The sequence below is a fragment of the Pseudomonas sp. E1BtOHC1 genome (assembly GCF_058744285.1).
Map to the genome: position 1 here is coordinate 6,772,954 of NZ_CP196023.1, position 17,047 is coordinate 6,790,000.

At 62.2% G+C, this 17,047-nt stretch carries 13 protein-coding genes and 2 rRNA genes (1 of these 15 cut by a window edge); 7 read left to right on the forward strand and 8 right to left on the reverse strand.

Annotation, left to right across the window (positions count from 1 at the left end; genetic code table 11):
* Positions 1–146: 146 nt before the first annotated feature.
* From ACSSVC_RS30670 to ACSSVC_RS30680, 3 genes are all read left to right on the forward strand, one after another.
* Positions 147–1,844 (forward strand): molecular chaperone HscC, encoded by a 1,698-nt coding sequence (locus tag ACSSVC_RS30670; RefSeq protein ID WP_346633752.1) that lies wholly within the window; start codon positions 147–149, stop codon positions 1,842–1,844.
* Positions 1,845–1,855: 11 nt separating this feature from the next.
* Positions 1,856–3,577 carry a J domain-containing protein gene (locus ACSSVC_RS30675; RefSeq protein ID WP_492611831.1) on the forward strand — a complete coding sequence of 574 codons (1,722 nt, stop codon included), beginning with the start codon at positions 1,856–1,858 and terminating at the stop codon, positions 3,575–3,577.
* A gap of 116 nt (positions 3,578–3,693) precedes the next feature.
* Complete coding sequence (locus ACSSVC_RS30680; RefSeq protein ID WP_492611832.1) at positions 3,694–4,866, forward strand: hypothetical protein; 1,173 nt, start codon at positions 3,694–3,696, stop codon at positions 4,864–4,866.
* Positions 4,867–4,913: 47 nt separating this feature from the next.
* Here the strand turns inward: ACSSVC_RS30680 and can are convergent, their stop codons facing one another.
* Positions 4,914–5,558 (reverse strand): carbonate dehydratase, encoded by a 645-nt coding sequence (can, locus tag ACSSVC_RS30685; protein ID WP_346633749.1) that lies wholly within the window; start codon positions 5,556–5,558, stop codon positions 4,914–4,916.
* 152 nt (positions 5,559–5,710) lie between these two features.
* On the opposite strand from can, the gene ACSSVC_RS30690 reads away from it, so the two are divergent.
* On the forward strand, positions 5,711–6,043 hold the full coding sequence (locus tag ACSSVC_RS30690) for a serine kinase/phosphatase (protein ID WP_404937677.1): 333 nt from the start codon (positions 5,711–5,713) through the stop codon (positions 6,041–6,043).
* A gap of 139 nt (positions 6,044–6,182) precedes the next feature.
* On the opposite strand, the gene rimI is transcribed toward ACSSVC_RS30690, so the two are convergent.
* Positions 6,183–6,635: a ribosomal protein S18-alanine N-acetyltransferase gene (rimI, locus tag ACSSVC_RS30695; RefSeq protein ID WP_047285456.1), complete on the reverse strand. Its 453-nt coding sequence runs from the start codon at positions 6,633–6,635 to the stop codon at positions 6,183–6,185.
* Complete coding sequence (locus tag ACSSVC_RS30700) at positions 6,632–7,432, reverse strand: energy transducer TonB (protein ID WP_492611833.1); 801 nt, start codon at positions 7,430–7,432, stop codon at positions 6,632–6,634. The genes rimI and ACSSVC_RS30700 overlap by 4 nt, the downstream gene beginning before the upstream one ends.
* 179 nt (positions 7,433–7,611) lie before the next feature.
* Between ACSSVC_RS30700 and mksB the strand changes: the two genes are divergently transcribed.
* Genes mksB through mksF form a run of 3 tightly spaced genes read left to right on the forward strand, consistent with a single transcriptional unit; the run spans position 7,612 to position 12,432 of the window.
* Complete coding sequence (mksB, locus tag ACSSVC_RS30705; protein WP_041120711.1) at positions 7,612–8,889, forward strand: Mks condensin complex protein MksB; 1,278 nt, start codon at positions 7,612–7,614, stop codon at positions 8,887–8,889.
* Positions 8,879–9,586 carry an Mks condensin complex protein MksE gene (mksE, locus tag ACSSVC_RS30710; protein WP_015637041.1) on the forward strand — a complete coding sequence of 236 codons (708 nt, stop codon included), beginning with the start codon at positions 8,879–8,881 and terminating at the stop codon, positions 9,584–9,586. Before mksB ends, mksE begins: the two co-directional genes overlap by 11 nt.
* Positions 9,583–12,432: an Mks condensin complex protein MksF gene (mksF, locus tag ACSSVC_RS30715; protein WP_346633746.1), complete on the forward strand. Its 2,850-nt coding sequence runs from the start codon at positions 9,583–9,585 to the stop codon at positions 12,430–12,432. The genes mksE and mksF overlap by 4 nt, the downstream gene beginning before the upstream one ends.
* Positions 12,433–12,576: 144 nt before the next feature.
* On the opposite strand, the gene ACSSVC_RS30720 is transcribed toward mksF, so the two are convergent.
* The 5 genes from ACSSVC_RS30720 to ACSSVC_RS30740 form a co-directional block, all read right to left on the reverse strand.
* On the reverse strand, positions 12,577–14,880 hold the full coding sequence (locus ACSSVC_RS30720; RefSeq protein ID WP_346633745.1) for a PqiB family protein: 2,304 nt from the start codon (positions 14,878–14,880) through the stop codon (positions 12,577–12,579).
* Entirely contained in the window at positions 14,873–15,496 is a 624-nt protein-coding gene (locus ACSSVC_RS30725; RefSeq protein ID WP_346633744.1) for a paraquat-inducible protein A, read from the reverse strand. The genes ACSSVC_RS30720 and ACSSVC_RS30725 overlap by 8 nt, the downstream gene beginning before the upstream one ends.
* Positions 15,483–16,142, reverse strand: coding sequence for a paraquat-inducible protein A (locus tag ACSSVC_RS30730; protein WP_123724883.1), 660 nt, complete (start codon positions 16,140–16,142; stop codon positions 15,483–15,485). Before ACSSVC_RS30730 ends, ACSSVC_RS30725 begins: the two co-directional genes overlap by 14 nt.
* Before the next feature lie 149 nt (positions 16,143–16,291).
* A 5S ribosomal RNA gene (gene rrf, locus ACSSVC_RS30735) occupies positions 16,292–16,407 on the reverse strand.
* A gap of 148 nt (positions 16,408–16,555) precedes the next feature.
* Positions 16,556–17,047, reverse strand: a 23S ribosomal RNA gene (locus tag ACSSVC_RS30740); it runs 2,400 nt beyond the window's last position.

Genomic DNA, 17,047 nt, shown 5'->3' on the forward strand with positions numbered 1-17,047 from the left:
GCTCAAGACCCGCTTCGGCGCTGCGGCACCGGCGCCAATGATAGCCATCTAATATCACGCACTTTACCCATCCACCCGACGGGTAATATCCTGCGCGCCACTTATTTGTTTCATCAGTTTTCCGATTGCAAAGGGAGTTCGTCGTCATGATCGTAGGCATCGACCTGGGGACCACCAACAGTCTGGTGGCGGTCTGGCGCGACACCGCCAGCGAGCTGGTGCCCAACGCCCTGGGCCAATTGCTCACCCCCAGCGTGGTGGGCCTCGACGACGAAGGCCGGATCCTGGTGGGGCAAGCCGCCAAGGAGCGCCTGCACACTCACCCGCAGCAGACCACCGCGCTGTTCAAGCGCTACATGGGCAGCGCCACCGAAGTGCGCCTGGGGGATCGGACCTACCGCCCGGAAGAGCTTTCGGCGCTGGTACTCAAAAGCCTCAAGGAAGATGTCGAGCGCGCCTACGGCGAGCCGGTGGAAGAGGCGGTGATCAGCGTGCCGGCCTATTTCAGCGACGCCCAGCGCAAGGCCACGCGGATCGCCGGCGAACTGGCCGGGCTCAAGGTGGAAAAACTGATCAACGAACCCACCGCCGCTGCCCTGGCCTACGGCCTGCACCAGCGCGACAAGGAAACCTCGTTTCTGGTCTTCGACCTCGGCGGCGGCACCTTCGACGTGTCGATCCTGGAACTGTTCGACGGAGTCATGGAGGTCCGTGCCAGCGCCGGCGACAACTTCCTCGGCGGTGAGGACTTCGACAGCCTGCTGCTGGAGCACTTCATCGAACAGCAAGGCCAGGCGGCGGACTTTCCCGAACGTCAGAGCGTGCTCCAGGCCCTGCGCCGGGAAGCCGAGCGGGTGCGGCGCGCCCTGGGCCAGGAACCCAGCGCCGAGTTCAGCTTGCGGGTCGACGGCCGGCAATGGACCCAGACCATTACCCAGGCGCAACTGGCCAATCTCTATACGCCGTTGCTGGAGCGCCTGCGGGCGCCCATCGAACGCGCCCTGCGCGATGCGCGAATCCGTGTCAGCGACCTGGATGAGATCCTCCTGGTGGGCGGCGCCACCCGCATGCCCCTGGTGCGCAAGCTGGCGGCCGGGCTGTTCGGGCGCTTTCCCTCCATCAGCCTCGACCCCGACCAGGTAGTGGCCCAGGGCGCGGCGGTCCAGGCGGCCCTCAAGGCACGGTCCGCGGCCCTGGAAGAAGTGGTGCTGACCGACGTCTGCTCTTACACCCTGGGCATCGAGACCTCGCAGCAGTACGGCAACCAGATCGAGAGCGGGCACTACCTGCCGATCATCGAGCGCAACAGCGTGGTGCCGGTGAGCCGGGTCAAGACCGTACAAACCCTGCACGACAATCAGGAACAGGTGCTGCTGAAGATCTTCCAGGGCGAGAGCCGGCTGGTGCGCGACAACGTCGCCCTGGGCCAGCTGGAGATCAGCGTGCCCAAGCGCCCGGCCGGCGAAGTGTCACTGGACGTGCGCTTCACCTACGACATCAACGGCTTGCTGGAAGCCCAGGTGAGCATTCCCCTGACCGGTGAAAGCCACTCTCTGGTGATCGAGAACAACCCCGGCGTACTGACCCCGGAGGAAATCCAGGAGCGCCTCAAGGCCCTGGCGCAGTTGAAGATTCACCCCCGCGACCAGCAGGCCAACACCCTGCTCAGCGCCCGCCTGGAACGCCTGTATCAGGAAAGCCTGGGGGACACGCGCGAACAGATCGGCTATTGGGCCGGGCAATTCCAGCAAGTGCTGGAGACCCAGGACGAGCGCAAGATCCGCGAAGTGCGCAGCCAGCTCAACGAACAACTGCAACGCCTGGAAAATGGCCACTGGCACTGAGGAGCAGCGACATGGATTGCTGGGCCCTGCTGGAACTGCCGGACGATGCCGATGAGCGCAGCATCAAGCGCAGCTATGCCCGGCAGTTGAAGATCACCCGCCCGGACGAGGATGCCGAAGGCTTTCAGCGCCTGCGCGAAGCCTATGAGCGCGCCTTGCAGCTGGCCCGCTGGCGGGCCGAGATCGAGGACGAGGTTGCCGAGGCCCAGACCGCCCCCGCGAACACAGCGCCCCCGGACAACCTGCAGCAATGGGCCAGCCTGGTGGAACTGGGGCTGCCGGAACCAGCGCCAGCACCGCTGCTACCTGTCCAGGCACAGTCCTGGGCCGGCCTGACCGAGGGCTACCCGCTGTCCGTCGAGCCGCTGCCGGACTGGGTCCCGCCAGCCCCAGCCGAGCCCGTCCCAACGCTCGCCCCCGCCTCTGCCGCATTACCGCTGCTCAAGGGACTGAGCGTCGAAAACCTGGCAGAGCGCTGGCAACAGGCTCAGCAGCAAGCATGCGAGGAGGACTTCCTACAACGCCTGCTGGTGTCCTGTTGCGCACACCCAGAGCAATACGCAGCGATCCTCGCCTGGACCGCCGAGCATCTGGACTGGCTGACGCCCTGGCAGCGCCCATCGATGGAAGCCTGGCAGGAAGCCTTCCTGGTGAAGACTCTGTTGCAGGAATACCGGCGGACGCTGGAGGAGTTGTTGCAGGCAGGCCAGGAACGGGCCTTCCTCGAACGCCTGACAAACTACTGCGCACAACCCTGGCTGCGGATCTTCGACCATCGCCAGAACTGGCAGCATGAAATGCTGCAGTTGCTCCAGCAGCAATCCTGGCAGGTGCCCTTGTTCGACCGGGTGTGCCAGTTGTTCGGCTGGGACGAAAGCCGCGGCAACACCCCCGAACCGGCGTGGATCTGGCAGTCGCTGATCGAGCGCTGCCGCCAGGAGGCGTTCTATCAGAACCTGGTGGCCAACGCCGGAAAAACCGGCGCGGCGACCCCGCACATCGCCGCTGCGCGCCTGCTGCTGAACCCCTTGCCGCGCCGGCGCCAGGTGGCCCTGGCGCGGGAGTTCGAGGACGAGCACTGGCAAGCCTGCATGGAGTTGTCGAACACCCTGGCCTCACGTTTCCCCGAACTCCTGAAGCGCCTGCCCCGCAGCGACGTGTTTTTCTGGCAAGAACTGATGCCTCGCCCACTGGGTGTGGATAACTGGATCAGGTCGGGGCTGGCCACCTGCCTGGCGCTGTGCCTGTTCTTCATTAACCTGCCGCGACATGACCCGGTAGCGGCGGTGATGCTGGGGCTGCTCTGTGGTGTAGCCCTGACGATGTTCGGGCTGGTCTTGCTTAGCAACTGGGTCCCCGCTATCGCCCACCTGCTGGCCATCGACCTGTGGCTGAGCGACCGCCTGGTGCCCAGGCGCCTGAACCCGCACCAGCACTGGCTGGTGCTGCGCCATGGCGTGCCGCAAGTGCTGATGCTGGGTTTTTTCGGCTTCTGGCTGGGGTTGCTAGGCGTACTGGCCTACCTGGGCTTTACCCTGATCGGCCTGCTGCATGCACGACGCATCGGCCAGCCGGACCCGGAGTTCTGTGCTCGCAGTCCCTGGCTGGGCGCCTTGCACTGGAATCATTTCAGCCCCTGGCAGCCGGTCTACCTGCTGTTCATGGTGGTGCTCATCCGTGCCTGCCAGATCCATGCCCCCGGATTCCCCTGGACGCGCCTGATCCCGGGCTGAGCCCCGAGCAGCTGGGAGCCGCGGATATTTTTTTGCTCCTGGCTTCTTCTGCGCGCCGGGCTGTTTCAGTATGTCTTGCCCCCTTCGAAGGGGTTCACGCTGAAAAGGATCTGAGCATGTTCAAATTCGCAGGAATCCCCCTGGCCCTGGCGGCCGCAGCCCTGAGCACGACGGCCCAGGCCGATGTCGAGGTCGATCTGGGCAGTCCCCAGCGCGTCACCCAGCTCTTCGCCTACCCCAACAACTGCAATGTCATCTGCTATCGCAACTGGACCCTGGAAGAGACGGTGGCTCACTACCTGACCCAGAGCGTGCAGCGTGACGGCTATAGCGCTGCAAAAGTCAGCGTCAAGACCGCCGGCGACAAGGTCCTGGCCTCCATCAGCGGGGTGCCGGAGGGCTACGACAAGCCCTTGAGCGCCCTGCTGGATGCCGGCGACCTGGCCTACAAGGGCGCCAGCCAGCTCAATGCCGATGGCAAATGGGCCTACAGCTGGTACCTGTTCCTGCCTCTGGGCATGGCCCTGGAAAACCGCAAGAGCGTCGAGCTGCTGCACTTCCCGCCGGACTATTCATTGACCCAGGCCCAGGACTATCTGGAGTCGGCCACCACCGACCGCTGGGCCACCCTGCTCACCGTCAACGGCATTGCCGCCGAGCAGACGCCGGCGTACCAGACCATTGTCGACATCGCACCGATCGCTGCGCCATCGAGTGCCGGCAAGGACCTGGAAGGGGTCTACAGCTACTTCAACAGCTACCAGACCACCATGGTCAAGCAGGTCAGCCAGAACGCCAGCGGCGCAGCCCTGCCGATGGTGGCTTTCGGCGCACCGGTGCGCAATTGGCTCAAGCAGCAGTACGGGGTCACGGTGAATGTGCTGGGCCTGGCGCAGATCAGCCCCAGCGAAGGCGTGAAGGTGCCGGTACTGGGCTCCAACCACCCGAGCTACATCTGGTACGCAGCGGACCCGGACAACTATGACAACGACGAGGCCAAGGCCGACGCCGCAGGGCTGAAAGTCATGGGACAGGATTTGAGTGCGGCCTGCTGGCAGGCCGGTATGGGCAGCAAGCCGGGGACGGACCCGAGCACCCTGCTCAGCCGTTGCACCCAGACCTGGCAAGTGACGCAGAAAGTCCAGACCTGCGAGTTGTTCTACACCTCGGTACGCAAGCTGACCGAGCAACAGGCCGCGGCCAAATGCACCAGCACGCCGGTCAAGACTCAACTCAACCAGCTCAAGGCGCCGGCCCCGGCGCCAAGCACCGAGGTACCGCACATCTGAAGTCCGCCGCTGGCCGCTGCGCTTTCGACGCAGCGGCCAGCCAGCGCTCAGACAGCGCCGAGGGGACGCAGGCGATATTGCGGTGGCAGTTGCTCGAAACCGCTGATGGTCGCGTTCAGACTCTTCCAGCGACCGTCCTTGATCCCGTAAATGCAACCGTGGATCGACAGGCTCTGCCCACGATGCCAGGCGTTCTGCACGATGCTGGTGTGGCCGACGTTGGCCACCTGCTGGATCACGTTCAACTCGCAGAGACGGTCGACCCGCTCTTCTTCCGTGGCCAATTGCCCCAGCGCCTCACGGTGCTCGTAGTACAGGTCGCGGATGGAACGCAGCCAGCCATCGATCAGGCCAAACTGGCGATCCTGCATCGAGGCACGCACACCGCCACAACCATAATGGCCGGTGACCAGGATGTGCTTGACCTTGAGTACGTCCACGGCGTACTGGATCACCGACAGGCAATTGAGGTCGGTGTGCAGCACCACGTTGGCCACGTTACGGTGCACAAACAGGTCACCCGGCAACATGCCGACGATCTCGTTGGCCGGCACCCGCGCGTCCGAACAGCCGATCCACAGGTATTCCGGAGTCTGCTGGCGAGCCAGCTTGGAGAAGAAGTCCGGATCTTCCTGCTTGATCGCCTCGGCCCAACGCTCGTTGTTATCAATCAGATCTTGTAGTTCGTTCATGCTGTGAAGCCTCAAGAATGATGCGCTGCTTTGACAGACGACCGCCTGCCGGGGTCACGCGTGTTGCTACAGATACCGGCTATTCCTTGCGGGGAATCTTCAGCGGGCTACTGGGGTCCACCCTTCAAGCCCCCAAAGTATGAGGAATCGCCATGACTGAATCACGACGCCCCTACGCCGCTCCCCAGCCCGCCCCCATCGACGATGATCAGGACCGCATGGGCTCCCTGGAGGAGCTGCATTTCGATGACGACGAACCTGCCGCCAGAAGCAGCGCCAGCCTCACCAGCGACGGCTCCAGCGACGATGACCTGAGTCCGGAAACCCTGATCCGTGAGGATGGAGCCCGTTCCGCCCGGGAAGCCGGAGCCGATAAACCGGCGGACTGGGATCTGAGTATTGTCGATGGCGCAGACATTGGTGGCGGCGCTGGTCTGGATGAAGCCGAACTTGCGCGCCGCGACCCGCTGGATGGCAAACCCTGAGCCCGGCGCCACATTTAATGACGCCATCTCCCGTAGGAGCCGGCTTGCCGGCGAAGAGGCCCTCAAGCCATGCATCGCCCGGTATGGCGCCTTCGCTGGCAAGCCAGCTCCTACAGCTGCCCGCGTGCTGGTTTAAGGCTCAGTCGACCAGGGTGCAGGCCATCACCAGGGCGTCTTCGCGGCCACCCACTGCCGGGTAATAGTCGCGGCGGCGCCCCACTTCATTGAAGCCATAACGCTCGTACAGCCGATAAGCGGTCTGATTGCTGGAACGCACTTCGAGGAAGCATTCGCGCGCGTCCTTCTGGTAGGCACGCTTCATCAGCTCTTCAAGGAGTCGCAGACCCAGGCCACGGCCCTGGCTTTCCGGCTTGACGGTGATGTTCAGCAAATGGGCCTCATCGATGATCACCTGGATCACCCCGTGGCCCACTTGCTGGCTGCCTTCGAACATCAGCCAGACTTCGTAGGACTTGAAGGCATCCATGAAAATGCCCCGGGTCCAGGGATGGCTGAACGCCGCATATTCGATTTTCAGGATGGCATCCAGGTCCGCTTCGGTGGCCAGGCGGAAGGTCAACGCGTCACTCATTGGTCATTTTGCTCATCAGTGCTTTTCCAGCGCGTCATCAATCGACGCATGGCTTGCCAGACATCAGCCTTACGCTGTGGCTCTTCCATTAATAGTTCCAGGCCGGGCAAGGCCCAGGCCGAACCCAGGCCTTCGACCTGAAGTTCGCGGTTGTAGGATTCAGCGTTGGCTTCCCCGGCGAAACGTACCGCCGGCAGACCGATCAGCCACAGGCAGACGCAGGGCTCTTCTTCGATTCGCACACCGACAAAGGCCTGGACGAAGTCCCGGGCGGCTTCCGGGCCCTGGTCGAGGTGACCTCGGGTCAGCATCGGCCAGCGCACGGGCTCGGCAAGGATCTGCGGGCTGTCCGGCAGGCCGGCGGCGCGCAACATATCCTTGAGCAGCAGATAGGCCGGATCGCGGCTCTGAAAGGCTTCCCCTGTGGGTAACTCCACCAGCAGCAGGCAACGGCCGGCTCGCAGCAGTTGCAGGGCAAAGCGCGGCGGCGGTACCACCGGCGCCTTGACCACCGGGGCCGGGGCTTCTTCGCCTTCGACCACGGGCTTGCTGGCCAAGCGCGCGGGCGTGGCGGATGGCCGCGGCACTTCGATTTTCGGTCGCTCGCTGGTCCTTGCCGCTGGCGCCGCCGGGGCTTTGGCCTCGACCACAGGGGCAGGCGGCGCCGCAAGCTCCGGTTCCGGCAGGGCCAGCAACTCGGGGCGCGAAGGGGCGGCAAAGGGCAATTCGCTGCGCGGCAGCCAACTGACCACCTGCATGGCGGACAGATAAGCGCGACGACGGGACTCGATAAGCAAAGGTCGGCCACTTGTGGATAACTGAGGTGGGGGATTCTACCGTCCTTCGCCAAAGATCGCCTGCTGTTGATTGCCCACAAAAGCGACTGTCCGTCTCATACCTGGACCTGGGGGTGAATCGTCAGCCCCCTGATGCAGTACAATCGCCGCTTTTCATTGCCAACCAGCCGGCCATTCCGATGATCGAACCCAAGCGCGTCTTGCGCGCCCTCGCCGAACACTGGGCACTTCTGGAGCCGCTGTGCGAGCACTTCGACCAAGGCACCCTGAGTCTTGCCGAACTGCGTTCACAGCTGTCTGCCCAACAACTGGACAGCACGCCCCAGGACATCACCCACCTGCTGGACGTATGGATACGCCTGGACATCCTGGTCCCGGTGGCGAAAAGCCCGAACCGTTTCGAGCTCAATGCGCAGATCCACGACTTCCTCGCCTACCTGCGCCGTGAACACCGCCTGGGCCTGTGCCTGGAGATCGAAGCCTACCTGCGCCACCTGGAGCGCCTGGCCGGTTACATCCAGGACGCCTTCGACGTGCGCGACGGCAACGACCTGGCTCGTCAGTTGCGGCTGCTGGACATGCGCGTGCGCGATGTCCTGAAGAAGCTCGCCAACGACGAACAGGCCCTGGTGGCCGTGGCCGAACGGGCCAAGACCAGCGACCGGCAGATCCCCCTGCGCCAGCGCTACGCCGAGGTGCTGGCCACCTGGGACGAATACGTCGAGCCGATGATCCAGCTGGTGAACGCCGACGGCGCCTTCGAACAGGGCGTGCGCAAGGTGGAGAACGTCCTGCTGCGCATGCTCACCGAGCAACAGCGCCTGGGCCACCTGGTGGACGACGACATGCTGTTGCGCACCCACGCGCGCATCCTGGAAATGCAGACCAGCGCCCAGCTGACCCTGCGCCACGCCCGGGAACTGCTGCTGCCGCTGCGTGAGGAAGCCCGCCGCCACAACGCCGTGACCCGCGGTGCAGCGCTGGCCCTGTCGGCGATCCGGCGCAAGGGCATCGACGCGGTGCCTCAGGCCGCCATGCCGATGTTCACCCGTCCGCAAAGCACCTTTCTCGGCAGCTCCGGCCAGGTGGAAGCCTATGTCTACGCCCTGGCCCGCTTCGAACCCAAGCCGGCGCGTTTCCCCAAGGCCCACAAGACCCACAAGGGCGTGGCCCCCAAGGCGCCGCGCACGGTCCGGGAAATGCTCGAGCGCTGCGAAGACGCTCTGCCGATGCCGGACCTGATGAGCTGGCTGCTGGACCAGGAGCCGGATGGCGCCACCGACGAATTGCTGTACTGGTTCTCCCGCCTGTCCCGGGAAAAACGCTTCAAGCGCGAGCGCCTCGAACGTCGCGATTACCACACCCAGGAGCACCAGGTCAGCCTGCGCTCCTTCGCCCTGCTCTCGGCCCGCGATGACGCCGCCGAGCATTCTGCGAGCAACGCCAATGCATCTTGATCTTTCCGAACTGTCCCAGCTGGCGCCGATCTTTCGCGAGCTGTTCAAGGGTTATCACGTCAGCCGCCGCGACCCGGAGCTGTACGCCCAACTGTCGAACTTCCAGGACCAGTACCGCACCCTGTTCAAGGCCCTGGGCTTCGAGCTGGTGTGCGATACCCGCGGCTTCTACTACTTTGTCCCCGACAACGCCGCCGCCCAGGTGAACAAGACCGCCCAGCGCCTGGCGCTGTTCACCTTCATCCTGGTGGAGCACCTGGCCGACCAGGGTCGCGACCCGATCGCCGTGCTCGATGGTGGCAGCCTGGGCCGTGACGAACTGCCCTCGCTGCTGGAAAAGTACCGCGACCTGTTTATCCAGGCCGAAGTACAGACCCAGGAAGAGCTGGAAGAGAAAATCATGCGCCGCATGACCCAGCTGGGTTTTGCCGCCGAGGAGCCGGGGATCTACCGCTTCCTGCCACCGATGCACCGCTTCCTCGATGTCTGCCTGTCGGTGCAGCAGGACCGTGACCTGGCCGCCAGCCTGCACAGCGTGCTGCCGTTGCCGACCCCGGTGCTGGTGGACAACGACAGCGACGAGAAACTGCTGCAGACCGATGACCCGCTGGACCTGAGCGAATTCGACGAGTCCGAAGAAAGTGAAGAAGACGCGCTGGCCCGGGCCATCGCCGAAGAACAGGAGCTCGACGCATGAGCAAGGAACGCTACGGCATCCGCCGTTTTGCCCTACTGAACACCGCCGGCTACAGCCTTGGCCTGTTCCCCCTGGAAGAGCCGCTGTCGGTCTACGGGGCCAACAACCTGGGCAAGTCGGCGTCGATCAACGCCCTGCAATTCCCGATTCTGGCGCGCATGTCGGACATGAGCTTCGGCAAGTACAGCCTGGAGCAATCCCGGCGCTTCTACTTCGCCTCGGACACCAGTTACATCCTGGTGGAAGTCTCGCTGCCCCACGGCCCTCATGTGATTGGCGTGGTCGGGCGCGGTCCGGGCGGCGGTTTCGGCCACCAGTTCTTCGCCTACGCCGGACAGCTGGACCTGGCGCATTACCAGAAGGACGACACCTGCCTGCGGCAGAAAGAGCTGTTCACCAACCTGGAGCGCCAGGGCCTGAAGGCCTATGAACTCAAGCCGGATGAACTGCGCCGTCTACTGGTGGGCGGCCATACGTCGATCCCCCTGGACCTGACCCTGATCCCGCTGCGCTCCACCAGTGAACAGAGCCTGAAGACCTTCCGTGCGCTGTTCATCAACCTGCTGCACATGCGCGAGATCACCGCGGCCAAGCTCAAGCAGCTGTTCCTCGATGCCTTCGAGCACAGCTTGCGCTCTGGTAGCGTCGACTACATCGCCGCCTGCGACGAAGCCTTCCGCGATGTGCGGCGCATGGAGCAAGACTACAACTCCCTGGTGGCCGCGGGCCCTCTGGTAGAAGCCCTGGCCAACGGCGTGAAGCAGCGGGACATTCTGCGGGGCAAACTGCATCGCCTGTCGCCACTGCTGGATTCGCTGCTGGGCACTTGGTCGGACTACGCCGGCGCCCGCAAGGAAGAGCTGACCATCCAGGCCGAGCACTACCGCAACGAGCAGGACGCGCTGCAAAACGACCAACGCAGCAGCACCCAGGAAATGATGCGCCTGGAACGGGAAATCACCGGCACCCAGCGCTGGCTCGGCGAGCTGTCGGTGCTCAAGCACCGCTTCGCCCTGGTGGATGACGTCAAGGTCCTGGAACAGCAACTGCTGGCGGCCAAGGATGCCCACGATGAACTGGCCGGCGCCCTGGCCCAGTCCCGGCAGTTCTCCGCCGAAGACCTGGAAGAGCGCCTGCGGGACCTGGAAAAACGCCTGAAGTCGGTCAAGCAACAGCTCGATCACGCCGACAACAACAGCTACGCCCGTCTGCGCGAGGAGTTCTCCCAACAGGACGTGGAACGCCTGATGCGTCTGTTCAACAGCGCGCTGTTCAGCCTGCCCCTGGGCGAGCACGGCATTGCCCTGGACGACAACGGCGAGTGGGTGAAGTCCGTGGAGCTGATCCTCGATGGCTTCAAGGGCGAGCGTTTCGAAGTGCCGGGGCTGTCCATCGACATCTCCCACATCGAGCCGCCAGCCTTGCAGGCCCTGGCTGACCGTGCCGCCCTGCGGGATCAGAAGGAGCGCCTGGAAAAAGAACTCAAGCAGCTCAAGACCCAGGCTGCCGTGGCTGCCGACCGCGCCGCGAGCAAGACCCAGACCGAAGCCCTGTACCAGCAGGTACTGGATGCGCAGAAGGCCCTGGAAGACTTCCGCCGTGCCCAGACCCTGAGCGCCGAGGAAGGCGAGAAGCTGGAGCAGCTGGCACAGATGGAAGCCGCTCAGGACGAACTCAAGCGCTCCAGTGACGCCTTCACCGAACGCGTCCAGCAACTGTCGGCCAAGCTGCAACTGGTGGGCCGGCAGATTGCCGACATGGAAGCCAAGCAGCGCACCCTCGACGACGCCCTGCGCCGCCGTCAGTTGCTGCCGGCGGACCTGCCGTTCGGCACGCCGTTCATGGACCCGGTGGACGACTCCATGGACAACCTGCTGCCACTGCTCAACGACTACCAGGACAGCTGGCAGGGTCTGCAACGGGTCGACGGACAGATCGAGGCGCTGTATGCCCAGGTGCGCCTCAAGGGCGTGGCCAAGTTCGACAGCGAGGATGACGTTGAACGCCGACTGCAGTTGCTGATCAACGCCTATGCGCACCGCACCGACGAAGCCCTGACCCTGGGCAAGGCACGCCGCGCGGCGGTGACTGATATCGCCCGGACCCTGCGCAATATCCGCAGCGACTACGACAGCCTGGAACACCAGCTGGCGCTGTTCAACCGCGAGATCAACAAGCGCCAGGTGTCCAACCTGCAGAGCTTCCGCATCGTCCTGGCGCCGAACAAGGAAGCCCTCAAGCACATCGATCAGATCATCCACAGCGCCGGGCAGTACGAAGAAGGCGAGACCCTGTCGGTGTTCGACCTGAGTCAGAGCGCCGAGCAGGACAACAAGAACGAAGAGGCCAAGGAGTACCTGGCGCGGTTGGTAGCAGCCAACCACAACCAGCTGGGCCTGAAGGACTTGTTCGAACTGGCGTTCGAGATCACCAAGGTCAATGGCCAGCCGGTGATCCACACCGACATCGATGGCGCGGCGTCCAACGGCACCACCATGACCATCAAGGCGCTGACCAACATGTACCTGTTGCTGCACTTGATGGACCGCGACCAGGCCGGGCGCATTCGCCTGCCCTACTACCTCGACGAGGCCGCGGACATCGACGAACGCAACCAGGCGGCGCTGCTGGAAACCAGCCTGCAGCTGGGCTTCGTACCGATCCTGGCCAGTGTGAAGCCGCAGGTGTCGGCCCAGGTAGCCATCGACCTGGAAGGCGGCAGCGGACCGAACGGTATCTACATCGACGAGGCGGACTGGAAGTTCATCCGTCGTCATGATCAGGTCAAAGCGACTCTGAACGTGGAACCCGAAGCCGAGGCAGAAGCGGAACTGGACGAAGTCTGATTTGCTAACGCTGTAACGAAGAAGGCCGCACTCTTTCGAGTGCGGCCTTTTTATTGGATAGCTTTTGTAGGAGCTGGCTTGCCAGCGAAGGCCTCCTCTGCGCTTGAAGACCTTTTCGCCGGCGAGCCGGCTCCTACAAGAGGGTTATTTGCCCAGGGGGATCTTGGGGGCCCAGGTCAGCCATTCATCCTCGAACTTGTCGAACAGCGGGAACGTCTGTTGCGGGCGGGCCGGGTTGCCCATGCGCTCGCCATCCGGGGTAGCGAATGCAATGCCGCCCTGGATCAGAGTTTCCAAGGATTCGGTGCGCACTGTGGCGCCCTTGAACAGACCAAAGTCCACGCCAAATCCACTGCTGTTCCAGAAGCGCGTACCACCGCGAATCAGTGGCGCATACTTGGGCTCGATGAGGATATGGATCAGTACCCGATCGGCGGTCTGTCCCAGTTCGTAGCCCGTAACCTTGCCCACTGTCACTTCGCGATAAGTCACGGGTACACCCACCTTCAACGAGCCGCGGCGAGCAGCGCTCAATACCAGACTCAGACCCGCTTCCTGGACGCTGGCTTCCGGCGGCTGCGGCAAGGCGACAAAGCTGGTTTGCACGCCCAGGTTCTTCGCTGCGGGCTGGACCTCGAGGTATTGACCGGTGACCAGGGTTTCCAGGTTCGAAGTTTTCATCAGGCCCAGCTCCGGCTTGACCACCCAGAACTGGCTGCCGACTCGGGCAATACGCTCGGGCACTTCGGTGATCCGCGCCTTGAGCATCACTGACTGCATGTCGGCGCTGAGAGTCACCGCTTCCAGCTTGCCTACATCCAGGCCCTTGAAGCGCACTGGAGTACCGGCACGCAAGCCATCGGCACGATCGACCTTGATATTCACCAGGATCCCCCGCTGTGCGGCTTCTTCCTGGTTAGCGAACAGACGGAAGCGCGGGATGCGTTTTTTCAGCGGGACGTTGGGTTGTGGTGTCTCGAAGGAAATGCCACCGGCCATCAGGCTTTGCAACGACTCACTCTTGATCTGGATGCCGCCGGTGAGGCCGCCCGTGAGGGTGATGCCACTGACGTTCCAGAAGCGCGTCGAGCCATTGACCAGCCCCTCGTACTCTTTCTCGATATGAACACCGATCACCACTTGCTTACGGGTGTGGGAGAACTGGTAGCTCTGTACCGAACCGACCTTGACCTGCTTGTAGAGAATCGGACTGCCCACATCCAGAGAGCCGAGATTGTCGGTAAACAGCACCATATGCAGGCCAGGTGCTCGCAGGTCCAGGGGAGGCGCCTTGGCCCGAGCTTCAAATTCCCGCTGGGGGGCGGCGCCCTTGTCACCGGGGCGGATGGCGATGTAGTTACCTTTCACCAGGGCCTCGAGCCCCGTGATACCCGCCAGGGAGATCGAGGGTTTGACGGTCCAGAACTGAGTGCCCTGGACCAGATAGTCCTCGGCCAGTGGATCGAGGGTCAGTTCGGCGGTGGCGCTGGTGAGATCGGAGTCGACCTTCAGGGCTTTCAGGCTGCCGACCTGGATGCCTTTGTACATCACGGGCGTGCGCCCAGCCTGCAGGCCTTCGAAATCGGTGAGCTTGACCTTGACCCGGATACCGGCCTGGGCGGCATCGAAATCTTCGTAAAGGCGGAACGGCAGGCTCGGGTCGGTAGGCGGACTGTCCCTGCGATTTTCCGGAGTGGCGAACGCGATACCGCCGGCCACTATGCTGGACAGGGACTCACTGCGCACTTTTACCCCGGACAGATTGGCGTCGATGCTGATGCCGCTGGCGTTCCAGAAACGCGTGTGTTTGCGCACCAGATTGGCGTAGGTCGGTTCGATGTAGACCTTGAGCTCCACTGTGTTCTGGTCTTCGGAAAGCAGGAAGCTCTTGATCTGTCCGACCTGGATCTGTTTGTAGAAGACCGGGCTGCCGCGGTTCAACGAACCCAGGCGCTCGGCCTTGATGGTCAGGTGCAGGCCGGGCTTGGCATCCGATAACGGCGGCTCTTCGGCCAGGGCCTTGAACTTGCGCGTGGGTTCTCCTTCTCCGGGATTGACCGCAATGTAATTGCCTGAGACCAAGGTTTCCAGACCGGTGATCCCGGCCAGGCTGACACTGGGCTTGACCAGCCAGAAGCGGGTGTTGGTCTTCAGGTACTGCTCGACATCCTTGTTCATTTCGACCGTGGCGATCACTCCCTTGGAGTTGCCCTCATCGTCCAGAGCCAGAGTCTTGACCTTTCCCACGGGCATGCCTTTGTAGACCACTTCGGTCTTGTTGGCCTGTATCCCTTCACCGCTTTCAAAGCGCAACTGGATCTCGATGCCGGTCTGGCTGTAGGCACGCCAGCCCAGCCAACCGCCAATGATCAGGGCAATCAGGGGCAGCACCCAGATAGCCGACCAGTTGGAGGCCGGGCGGGTTTTGGCAGTAGGCAAATCACTCATGGTCGTCGTCCGACTCCGTGTTATCCCAGATCAGTCGGGGATCGAAAGTTACTGCGGCCAACATGGTCAGGATCACCACGCTGGCAAAGGCGACCGCACCGAGATTGGCCTCGATACTGGCCAGCCGGCCAAAGTTGACCACCGCCACCAGAATGGCGATGACGAAAATATCCAGCATCGACCAACGACCGATGAACTCGATAAAGCGGTACATGATGATCCGTTGCCGCGCTGACAGTGGCTGGTGACGCTGCACCGAGAACAGCAACAGGGCAATGCCCACCAGCTTGAAGGTGGGCACCAGAATACTGGCGACAAACACCACGGCGGCGATGGGGAACATACCGTGCTGCACCAGCTGGATGACTCCGGACATGATGGTGCTGGGATCGCCCTGCCCCAGTGAGCTGACGGTCATGATCGGCAGGACATTGGCGGGAATGTAGAGAATGGCGGCGGTAAGCAACAAGGCCCAGGTGCGCAGGATGCTATTGGGACGCCGTGGGTGTACCAAAGCTCCGCAACGAGTGCAGGTCTGCTCGTCGCTGTCGGCCTCCTGCCGGTTCAATTCATGGCACTCGGTACAAATCAGAATGCCTGCATCAATCGCCCGCATGCACATCTTCTCCAGATAACGCCTGCCAGATCTGGTGCGGCGACATCACCACTTCCAGCCAGACCTGCACCAACAACAAACTGATAAAACACACAAGGCCAAGGCCCACGGTAATGGACGCCATATCCGCCAGCTTGACGATGGCCACCAGGACACCCATCAGATAGACCTCGAGCATGCCCCAATCGCGCAGATGATGATAAATGCGATAGAGCAGCAGGCCGTAACTGCGGCCGATGTCCCAGCGAATGCTCAACAGGACCAGCAGCTGGCAAATCAGCTTGAGCAATGGAATGCCCATGCTGCAGAGGAACACCACCAGCGCTACACCTTCCATGCCGGTATCGAACAGGCCTTGCACGCCGCTCCAGACGGTATCTTCGGAAGACTGTCCCAATAGATTGAGTTGCATGATGGGAAGAAAGTTCGCCGGCACGTAGAGCAACAAGGCGGCAATTACCAGAGCCAGACTGCGCTCAACGACATTGTGTCGATGGGCATACAGCTCATAGCCACAGCGCGGGCATTGGGCTTTCTCACCGTGGGCGAGCTTTGGCTTGCGCATCAGCAAGTCGCACTCATGGCAGGCAACCAAGTCGTCCAGTGGTAGTTCTGACAACCCGGAGGCGTCAACCGGATCTGACATAGAGGGCTCTGGAAGTGAAAAGAGTAGCGGCTATTCTAGTGTTCCAATTTGAAAATAACTGTGCAAATTTGTTTGCGAATAAGAACGATTTTTTCTCAGCGCAAAAACAAAACCCCAATTGCTTTCGCAATTGGGGTTTCGGAATTTAATCTTGACGATGACCTACTCTCACATGGGGAAACCCCACACTACCATCGGCGATGCATCGTTTCACTTCTGAGTTCGGGATGGGATCAGGTGGTTCCAACGCTCTATGGTCGTCAAGAAATTCGGTAGCCAGACCGTCGCTTATGCAACGTGCCAGCAAATGGGTATGTAATAGATTTGTGTGCTTTGTGAGCGGTGCAAACTTTCGGTTTGTTTCGTCTTCACACACCGCAACTCGCTTCTTAAGCAAATTGCTTGGGTGTTATATGGTCAAGCCTCACGGGCAATTAGTATTGGTTAGCTCAACGCCTCACAGCGCTTACACACCCAACCTATCAACGTCGTAGTCTTCGACGGCCCTTTAGGGAACTCAAGGTTCCAGTGAGATCTCATCTTGAGGCAAGTTTCCCGCTTAGATGCTTTCAGCGGTTATCTTTTCCGAACATAGCTACCCGGCAATGCCACTGGCGTGACAACCGGAACACCAGAGGTTCGTCCACTCCGGTCCTCTCGTACTAGGAGCAGCCCCTCTCAAATCTCAAACGTCCACGGCAGATAGGGACCGAACTGTCTCACGACGTTCTAAACCCAGCTCGCGTACCACTTTAAATGGCGAACAGCCATACCCTTGGGACCGGCTTCAGCCCCAGGATGTGATGAGCCGACATCGAGGTGCCAAACACCGCCGTCGATATGAACTCTTGGGCGGTATCAGCCTGTTATCCCCGGAGTACCTTTTATCCGTTGAGCGATGGCCC

Excerpts from the sequence above, each read along its gene's own strand:
- ACSSVC_RS30680 (WP_492611832.1), top strand. The coding sequence starts at position 3,694 with ATGTTCAAATTCGCAGGAATCCCCCTGGCCCTGGCGGCCGCAGCCCTG.
- ACSSVC_RS30720 (WP_346633745.1), bottom strand. The coding sequence starts at position 14,880 with ATGAGTGATTTGCCTACTGCCAAAACCCGCCCGGCCTCCAACTGGTCG.
- mksF (WP_346633746.1), top strand. The coding sequence starts at position 9,583 with ATGAGCAAGGAACGCTACGGCATCCGCCGTTTTGCCCTACTGAACACC.
- can (WP_346633749.1), bottom strand. The coding sequence starts at position 5,558 with ATGAACGAACTACAAGATCTGATTGATAACAACGAGCGTTGGGCCGAG.
- mksB (WP_041120711.1), top strand. The coding sequence starts at position 7,612 with ATGATCGAACCCAAGCGCGTCTTGCGCGCCCTCGCCGAACACTGGGCA.
- mksE (WP_015637041.1), top strand. The coding sequence starts at position 8,879 with ATGCATCTTGATCTTTCCGAACTGTCCCAGCTGGCGCCGATCTTTCGC.
- ACSSVC_RS30725 (WP_346633744.1), bottom strand. The coding sequence starts at position 15,496 with ATGCGGGCGATTGATGCAGGCATTCTGATTTGTACCGAGTGCCATGAA.
- ACSSVC_RS30675 (WP_492611831.1), top strand. The coding sequence starts at position 1,856 with ATGGATTGCTGGGCCCTGCTGGAACTGCCGGACGATGCCGATGAGCGC.
- ACSSVC_RS30690 (WP_404937677.1), top strand. The coding sequence starts at position 5,711 with ATGACTGAATCACGACGCCCCTACGCCGCTCCCCAGCCCGCCCCCATC.
- ACSSVC_RS30730 (WP_123724883.1), bottom strand. The coding sequence starts at position 16,142 with ATGTCAGATCCGGTTGACGCCTCCGGGTTGTCAGAACTACCACTGGAC.
- ACSSVC_RS30670 (WP_346633752.1), top strand. The coding sequence starts at position 147 with ATGATCGTAGGCATCGACCTGGGGACCACCAACAGTCTGGTGGCGGTC.
- rimI (WP_047285456.1), bottom strand. The coding sequence starts at position 6,635 with ATGAGTGACGCGTTGACCTTCCGCCTGGCCACCGAAGCGGACCTGGAT.